This window comes from Gemmatimonadota bacterium (assembly GCA_039715185.1).
Taxonomy (GTDB): Bacteria; Gemmatimonadota; Gemmatimonadetes; order Longimicrobiales; family RSA9; genus DATHRK01.
Window position 1 is genome coordinate 1 of record JBDLIA010000183.1, and the last position, 2,414, is coordinate 2,414.

Annotated in this window: 4 protein-coding genes; 3 read left to right on the forward strand and 1 reads right to left on the reverse strand. The window is 71.5% G+C overall.

Features of this window, described 5'->3' with window-relative positions:
• A partial coding sequence (locus tag ABFS34_16465) for a hypothetical protein (GenBank protein ID MEN8377019.1) occupies positions 1-191 on the reverse strand: 191 nt, incomplete at its 3' end.
• On the opposite strand from ABFS34_16465, the gene ABFS34_16470 reads away from it, so the two are divergent.
• From ABFS34_16470 to ABFS34_16480, 3 genes are all read left to right on the forward strand, one after another.
• Positions 178-840 (forward strand): hypothetical protein, encoded by a 663-nt coding sequence (locus ABFS34_16470; GenBank protein MEN8377020.1) that lies wholly within the window; start codon positions 178-180, stop codon positions 838-840. The two genes, ABFS34_16465 and ABFS34_16470, sit on opposite strands and share 14 nt — an antisense overlap.
• The gene (locus tag ABFS34_16475; GenBank protein ID MEN8377021.1) at positions 837-1,919 is read left to right on the forward strand and encodes a hypothetical protein; all 1,083 of its coding nucleotides are present in this window, start codon (positions 837-839) and stop codon (positions 1,917-1,919) included. Before ABFS34_16470 ends, ABFS34_16475 begins: the two co-directional genes overlap by 4 nt.
• A 24-nt stretch (positions 1,920-1,943) precedes the next feature.
• The coding region (locus ABFS34_16480; GenBank protein ID MEN8377022.1) for a carboxypeptidase-like regulatory domain-containing protein at positions 1,944-2,414 on the forward strand (471 nt) is incomplete at its 3' end.

The following is a 2,414-nucleotide window of genomic DNA, read 5'->3' on the forward strand; positions in this document are numbered from 1 at the left end:
TCTCCGGCGCCCATCACGCCGTCTCCCGCGCCCATCACGCCGTCTCCGGCGCCCGTCACTCCTCCTGCGCCCCCCAACTTGCTTCCTGTGCCCGCCAGGGTCCTGAATCCGAGCGTCGAGCCTTCCGTGCTCGGCGGTCCGTCGGGCCTCGGGGGAGCCGCCGCGCCCGTGGAGGTCGTGATCCGCAGCACGGGCGGCTCGACCGGTCCGGTCCTCACCGCCCACTTCGTCAACAACTCGGGAGGAGCGGCGCGGATCCTCACCGGGGCCTTGAGCCTGGAGCCCCTCGATCGGGACGACCTCACGCCGGAGCAACAGGTCCGCCTGGACGACATCGTCGCGGCGGCCTCCAGCGGGAAGCCCGTCCCGGCGCCGCAGGGACGCGACTTCCCTGGCGGTGGCACCGATTGGGGACCGGACGCGGACGTCGTGACCGTCGTGCTGGACGGCTATTGCCTGGAGTTCGCGAAGGACGTGCCGGAGGAGGGAGCGCTGTTCCGGCTGGTCGACCGGGAGGCGCAGCAGGAGGCCGCCCGCTTCCGGGAGATCGTGAGCGCGAGCCGCCGCCTGCAGGACGAGGGCGAGCTGCACCCAGACGGCGATCCCGAAGCCTACTTCCACTCGACCCGCCAGTGGGCGGCCTGGACAGACGAGCTGGGGCTCGACCGGGACGGCTTCGAGGAGGCGTTCGTGGAGCACGCAAAGAAGAACTTCGACGCGGCCGGCCGGCGGTGGACGGCCTCGATCGAGGAGCAGGTGCGCGACCTCGTGCCGAATCGGTGGGCCGACGTCACGGCCGTCCTCGACGAGGCGGATCGCTCGCTAGGGGGGCAACGATGACTAGAGCGCGTCGGATCTTCGGGGGAATCGCCGCGGTCGCGCTGTTCGCGGCCGCCCCGCTGGCGGCGCAGGCGCAGCCGACCTTCGTCCTGGAGATCGTCGATCGCGGGAAGCCGCTGCCGGACGTGCCGGTGAGCGTGCGGGAGGCGGACCCAGCCGGCGTCGCCGAGCTGGCGGGCCTGGGCAAGCCGATCGGCACGACCGGGTCGGACGGCTCGCTCACGATTCGGAACGACGCGGCGAACCTCGCCGACGGAGCGCCCATGGAGGTGTGGGTCCTCGACTGCGAGGACGGGGACACGAGGGTGATCCTGGCCGAGGAGGGGTCCGGTGACCCATGCGCCGACGGGGCGGCGGGCGAGGGCTGCGGGTGCCGGCGGATAGGCGTGTTCGCGTGGGGGACGGGCCGCGTCGTCATCGACGTGGGCGAGGGGACGGTGACCACCGCCCCGGGCGCGGACGACCTCATGCCTCCGATGCCCGGGTTGGACACCACGCAGGTCATCCTCGGGATCGGCCTCGGCTTCAGCCACCTGCCGAACCTCGAGGACGCGGTGCGCGACCAGCCGGGCCTGATCGACGCGGACGTCTCCTCGACGGGGATCACGCTGCCCGCCTCCTTCGAGGTGATCCCGCCATGGGATCTGCCCTTCACCCTGGGCGTCGGCGGCGCCTACTCCAGCGTGAGCGAGATCCGGCAGGTCTTCGACCCGGCCACGAACGGGCTGAGCATGGGCACGATCGACTTCACCCGCTGGCTCACCTGGGGCCAGGTCGCGTGGTACCAGGCGCTCCTGAAGTCGCCGGAGGGTGTCGACCTGGTAACGCTGCGCGCCGCCTTCCAGGCCCTGTGGATGTACAACGACCTGGAGATCCTGTCCGAGTTTTCCGGCGGGGAGCTCGCCATGGAGGATCGGTCGGAGAGCGGCTTCCGGACCGGCGTGGTGGCCGGAGTGGACCTCTACGTGACGCCCCAACTCGGCTTCCGGGTCGAGGGCGGGGTGCTGTTCGGCGAGGGTGATGACGCCGACACGAGCTACGAGGGGAGGTTCATCCTCCTCCGCCGTTTCGTCTTCTGACCGGCGCTCCAGATGAGAATTCCGATGCCCGAGCCAGCGCAGACGTTGTCGCGTGACGCCCGCCTCCGGCCGAGGGCCGTCCTCGCAGCCGTGCTCGCGGCGTGCGCGGCGTGGAGCGGCTGCGACGAGAAGGGGCCGGACGCCTTCGCCCCCGTGATCTTCGGATTCGAGGATACCGGCGCGATCTCGGGCACGGTGACGTCCGGCGGGGTCGGAATCCCGGCGATGGTCTCGCTCAGCGGACCCGTATCGGATACCGAGACGACCGACGCGCAGGGCGGCTTCTTTTTCTCGGACCTGGCGGCCGGTTCTTACATGCTGATGGCGACGGCGGACGGGTTCGACTGCGAGCCGACCACCGCCTCCGTCAGCGCCGGCCAGACGGCGCAGGCCGCGATCGTGTGCACGGCCGTCGTGCTCGACGGCTCCGTCGTCGGCCAGGTCACCGTGGACGGCCAACCGGAGGCGGGGGTGACGGTGACGCTGGACGGGGGG

What these genes read in the sequence shown, in the direction of transcription:
- ABFS34_16475 (MEN8377021.1), top strand. Translation starts at nt 837, where the DNA reads ATGACTAGAGCGCGTCGGATCTTCGGGGGAATCGCCGCGGTCGCGCTG.